The sequence below is a fragment of the Candidatus Zixiibacteriota bacterium genome (assembly GCA_035380245.1).
Taxonomy (GTDB): Bacteria; Zixibacteria; MSB-5A5; order GN15; family FEB-12; genus DAOSXA01.
Genome location: DAOSXA010000021.1, coordinates 1 through 5,438 on the forward strand (window position 1 = coordinate 1; position 5,438 = coordinate 5,438).

Sequence of the window (5,438 nt, forward strand, 5' to 3'; positions counted from 1 at the left end):
CGGGGCGGGTCCCTCAGCCCGCCCCAAAGAAAAAAGGGTAAGAAAATGGGAAGGAGAATTCGAAGGAACGAGGATTGGTGTCCGGAGTGCGGCCATTTGCTGCCAAAAAACTCCTGGAATTGCAATTATTGCGGATGGACTATTGGAGATGTGGAGTCCTACAGTTCCAGAATGGACTCGATTGATGACTATTCAAATATAAGTATTGCAGATGTTGATCGAGACATCGAGAGCCTAATTGATAGCGACTAAAACACCAATGCGTGGAGATTGGGGTGATGACAGGTAAGTTTGGAAACTGCAGATGCCTTGTGTCGGTTTTGTAGAATATTATCGGAGTGACCAAGCTTATTATCGTATTTGTGCGGTTATTTCCACTAATAAAGAGGAGCAATTTAAACAAGGAATAAATCCGATGATTGTGGTTGATCGTTTAACAAGGAAATATGGAGACTTTATCGCTGTCGATGACGTCTCTTTCGAAATCAAAAAAGGTGAAATCGTAGGTCTTCTTGGCCATAACGGTGCGGGTAAGACAACCATTATGAAGATGCTGACCGGTTTTCTGGAGCCTTCAGACGGTCACATTAGCATCGACGGGTTGGATATGGATACCCAACGCAGCACCATTCAAGAAAAAATCGGGTATTTACCGGAGAACTGCCCGCTTTATCCTGAAATGACGGTGATCGGCTACCTGGAGTACGCGGCGTCTCTTCATAAAATTCCCAAGGACGAATGCAATGGAAAGATTCGGGAGGCCATCGCGCAAACCGAACTTGCACCAAAAGCCATGGATACAATCAGCACATTGTCCAGGGGGTATCGGCAACGCGTTGGTGTGGCCCAGGCCATTTTACACTCTCCCAAAATCATCATTCTGGATGAACCTACAAACGGTCTGGACCCGAGTCAAATATTTCAAATGCGTGCCCTTGTTAAGGACCTTGCCCGCGATGCGACTGTCATTATTTCGACCCACATCCTTCAGGAGGTGCAGGCAATTTGCGACCGGGTCATTATCATCCAAAATGGCAAGAAGTATCTTGATTCCCGGATAGAGGATCTCCAACAGGTCAACCGTTTGATGGTCGAAACGGATGCCGATACGGACCAAGCTAAAGCAATGTTTGAGGGGCTTGGCGATATCAAATCCTTTGAGCTGGTTTCATCGGACAATGGCTCCTTTCACTATTCGTTGACTACCTGTGGTAATGGTAACGTCAAGCATATTGCTCCCATCGTTGCAAAGACCGTGGTGGAGAAGGGATCACGATTATTCTTGCTATCGCAGGAAAGCCGGGATCTTGAGACGATTTTCGGTGAAATGTCATTAAAAGATGGGAGGTCGGCACAATGAAACACTGCATCGATATCGTGCGTAAAGAGATGGCCACCTTCTTTTCTTCGGCCGTTGCATTCATTTTTTTCGGGGTTTTTCTAACGGTAACATTTTTTGTTTTTTTCTGGGCGGAAACCTTTTTCGGCCGCAACATCGCCGATGTCCGGCCCCTTTTCGAATGGATGCCGATCCTGATGATTTTCCTTACGGCAGCGATTACCATGCGCATGTGGTCGGAAGAGCGAAGGGCGGGTACCCTGGAATTTCTGCTCACGTCACCTATAGCGCCGTATCAGATTGTCATCGGCAAGTTCATGGCCTGTTTGGGATTGGTTTTCGTGGCGCTGATATTGACTCTGCCCCTGCCCATCACGGTATCCCTGATCGGCCCTTTGGATTGGGGACCAGTTGGCGGCGGTTACCTGGCAACCATCTTTTTGGCCGCAGCCTATATCGCCATCGGGTTGTTTGTCAGCGCCCGTTCGGAAAACCAGATTATCAGCCTGATGAGTGCAACGCTCGTTTGTGGGATTTTTTTTGCACTGGGTTCTAATACACTGACTGGCTTGTTTGGCAACAAAGCATCCGAGATCCTCAAGCTCATTGGCTCAGGCTCTCGATTCGACGCCATTACACGCGGCGTCATCGATATCAGGGATCTGTATTTCTACCTTTGTCTTGTAGGGGTCTTCCTTTCCTTAAATGTATTTGAACTGGAACGCCAGCGGTGGTCCGGCAATGCACCGAATAGTCGCCACCGTCAATGGGGTATAGTGACCGTTCTGCTGGTCGTGAACTTCCTTGCCGCCAATTTTTGGATGGCGCCGGTAAACAACGCTCGGGCTGATGTGACCAAGGGAAATATCTATTCCTTATCAGACACCACCGGGGGCTATTTGGCTCAGCTTCAGGAACCCCTCCTGATCCGCGGCTATTTCAGCGCCAAAACCCATCCACTGCTGGCACCGCTGGTGCCGCGGTTGCGCGACTTGTTGAAAGAATACGCCGTCGCCGGCGAGGGACGCGTGCGGGTCGAGTTCATCGACCCGGCCGAAGAACCGGAACTGGAACAAGAGGCAGGGCAAAAATACGGTATCAGGCCCGTACCGTTTCAGTTCGCCAGTAAATATCAATCTTCGGTGGTCAACTCCTATTTTAACGTCCTGATTCAATACGGGGACGAATTCGAAACGCTCGGCTTCCGTGATTTGATCGAAATCAAATCACGGGGCGAATCCGATTTGAACGTGGATTTGCGCAATCCCGAGTATGACATTACCCGCGCCGTAAAGAAGGTACTTTATGCGTACCAGGGATCGGGCGCGCTTTTTGACACGATTTCACATCAGGTAACGTTCAAGGGTTATATTTCACCTGATGACCGACTGCCGAAACAACTTGTAGATATGAGAAAAGAGCTTGATGTTCTGCTGGAAGACCTTAAGGAAAAATCCGGTGGCAAGCTGGTTGCCGATATCCAGGACCCGGACAAAGATGGCGGCGCTTTAGCCAAAAAGATTGAGTTGGAATATGGTTTCCGCCCCATGGCGCTGAGCCTCTTTTCGAATGACACCTTCTGGTTCTATATGGTTTTGGAGGGAAACGACCGTCTCGTCCAAGTACCTCTGCCCGATGATTTCAGCAAAGAGAGCCTTCAACGTGGTATCGAGGCGGCACTCAAACGTTTTTCCAGGGGATTTCTCAAAACCGTGGCCATGCACACCCCGCCGACTCCCGGCTATGGCATGCCCGCAAGCGGTAAGCGGTTTTCCTGGCTGCGGGATGCCATGAGCAGTGAATACACAGTCATCTCCGCTGATCTTAAAGATGGCAACGTACCCGAGGAGACGGATTTGCTGTTGTTGGTCGCTCCCAAGAAATTAGATAAAAAACAGTTGTTTGCCGTGGATCAGTTCTTGATGCGCGGCGGAACGATTATTATGGCGACATCGCCTTACTCGGTAAATCTCCAGGGCCGCCTTTCAGCAAACAAAAGTGATTCCGGTCTTGAAGACTGGCTGACGCATCATGGCATCGATGTCGATGAAGAGATGGTTCTGGACCCCCAGAATGCCGCGTTTCCCATACCGGTAGAACGACGGGTCGCCGGATTCGTGGTTCAGGAAACACGAATGGTTGAATATCCGTATTTTGTTGATATCCGAACAAACGGCATGAATCAGAAAACCGGTATGGTTTCAGGGATTGACCAGGTAACGCTTAATTGGGCGTCTCCGATTACTATCGATTCCGATAAAAACAAGGATAGGAAAGTCGTCCGCCTGCTGCACAGCTCTAAGCAGGCCTGGACTTCAGATATGACGGACATCCAGCCAGACTTCAAGGCCCATGGCAGTTTGGGGTTTTCCGTCGGCGATGAAACCGGCAGCAAACTGCTGGCCGTGATGGCCGAAGGCCGCTTTTCATCCTATTTCAAAGACAAACCCTTCCCGCTGGCAGAGGAAAAGGAAGAAAAAAAATCCTCGCCAACCGACGACAAGGCAAAGAGTGAGAAATCCTCTGAAGATGAAAAACCGCCGGTCATCGACCGCCTCATTGAACGGTCCCCGGAGTCGGCCCGCATCATTTTGTTCGCATCCAATAGCTTTTTGTCCGATACGGTGTTGAGCCTTGCTTCCGGAGGAATGGGCACCCAATATCTCAACCCGGTAAACCTGGTCAAAAACGCCATTGATTGGTCTCTGGAGGATCGCGGCTTGCTTGGCATCCGCGGAAGGGCGCATTATTCCAGAACCCTGTTCCCCTTGAGTCGAAGTGCCCAGGTGTTCTGGGAATATTTGAATTACGGTTTGGCCGCACTGGGGCTTTTCATCGTCTGTCTGATCCGTCGTTGGATCATTGCCAGAACCAGGCGTCATTATCGCCTGGTTCTGAATCCGGAGGGAGTTTGATCATGAACAAGTGGACATTATATCTGGGAATTTTCCTGATCGCTCAAATCGCATTGGCCGTGGGCACAAATATTGCGCGGACCGATTACGGGGCATTTGAACCAACTGAAACCCTGTTGTCATTTGACGGAAAGGCGATTGACAGCATTGTCATCGAAGAAAACAAAGATCAACAGGTTTCCCTGAGCAAAAAAGATGGGAACTGGCTCGTATCGCAGATGCACAATTTCCACGCCGATCAGGATAAGGTCGAAAATTTTTTGGAAAAGCTTTCTGGGATGAAAAAAGGCTGGCCGGTGGCCAGTACGGCTGCGGCGGCAAAACGGTTCAAGGTTTCGGAAAATGAGTTTGAACGCAAAATTACCCTATCAAAAAAGGGAGAACAGGACGGTTTGCTCTTTATCGGCACATCACCGAGTTTTCGCAAGGTGCATGCCCGCAGCAGCGATGAGAATGCCATCTTTGCGGTTGAATTCAACGATTATGAAGCCAGCGTCAAGCCCGAGGACTGGATAGACAAGGACGTGTTGAAACACCCGGCTGCTGAGATCGCCAAGGTGGAATTACCGGATGTGTCCCTGTCCAACCAGGAGGGAAAGCTCGTGGTGGAAGGCGTTAGTGAAGAGGAGGAAACGGTTGTTGAAGAGGCCGACCGACTGCTTCGCAAACTTACTGATTTGCGTATAAGCAAAGTGCTTGGGGCCGAGGAGAAAGACGAATACAATTTGGATGCACCAATATTGAAATACTCGCTAACACTATCATCCGGAGAAGCAGAGCAATATGTGTATTCAAAGCAAAAAGATGCGAACAACTACGTTCTCAAACCGTCTCACCGGAAAGAATATTTCGAAGTCGCCGGCTGGATCGTCGATGATATTAAGGAATTTAATCGATCAAAACTGGTTAAAAAAAAGGCGGTCGATACCACGGTTAATGCTGAAAAACAAAATGGCCCAGATGCCTCATAAGGACATATTGACTGTCTCGAAACGTGCAGACTTTGTTCATACTATGGATACTCGAATAGCCAGCCTCATACTATATAGTAAAAATTGTGTCATAGGAAAGCTAAATGATCTTTTGAGTCTGACCAAACAATTGATGTTCTTAGTTGTGGAGGGCAATTAGAATGGAATTAATTGAACTCTTTAGAATCATCATACTCAAAATAGATTTAAAAG

The 5,438-nt window shown here is 48.7% G+C and carries 4 protein-coding genes; all 4 read left to right on the forward strand.

Features of this window, described 5'->3' with window-relative positions; all coding sequences use genetic code 11:
* Positions 1-252 (forward strand): hypothetical protein (locus tag PLF13_14950; GenBank protein HOP08568.1); only part of this gene is annotated, 252 nt, incomplete at its 5' end.
* Between the two features lie 163 nt (positions 253-415).
* The gene (locus PLF13_14955) at positions 416-1,360 is read left to right on the forward strand and encodes an ATP-binding cassette domain-containing protein (GenBank protein ID HOP08569.1); all 945 of its coding nucleotides are present in this window, start codon (positions 416-418) and stop codon (positions 1,358-1,360) included.
* Complete coding sequence (locus PLF13_14960; protein ID HOP08570.1) at positions 1,357-4,254, forward strand: Gldg family protein; 2,898 nt, start codon at positions 1,357-1,359, stop codon at positions 4,252-4,254. Before PLF13_14955 ends, PLF13_14960 begins: the two co-directional genes overlap by 4 nt.
* Positions 4,255-4,256: 2 nt before the next feature.
* Positions 4,257-5,225 (forward strand): DUF4340 domain-containing protein, encoded by a 969-nt coding sequence (locus PLF13_14965; protein ID HOP08571.1) that lies wholly within the window; start codon positions 4,257-4,259, stop codon positions 5,223-5,225.
* The last annotated feature ends 213 nt before the right edge of the window (positions 5,226-5,438 follow it).

What these genes read in the sequence shown, in the direction of transcription:
- PLF13_14960 (HOP08570.1), top strand. Translation starts at nt 1,357, where the DNA reads ATGAAACACTGCATCGATATCGTGCGTAAAGAGATGGCCACCTTCTTT.
- PLF13_14965 (HOP08571.1), top strand. Translation starts at nt 4,257, where the DNA reads ATGAACAAGTGGACATTATATCTGGGAATTTTCCTGATCGCTCAAATC.
- PLF13_14955 (HOP08569.1), top strand. Translation starts at nt 416, where the DNA reads ATGATTGTGGTTGATCGTTTAACAAGGAAATATGGAGACTTTATCGCT.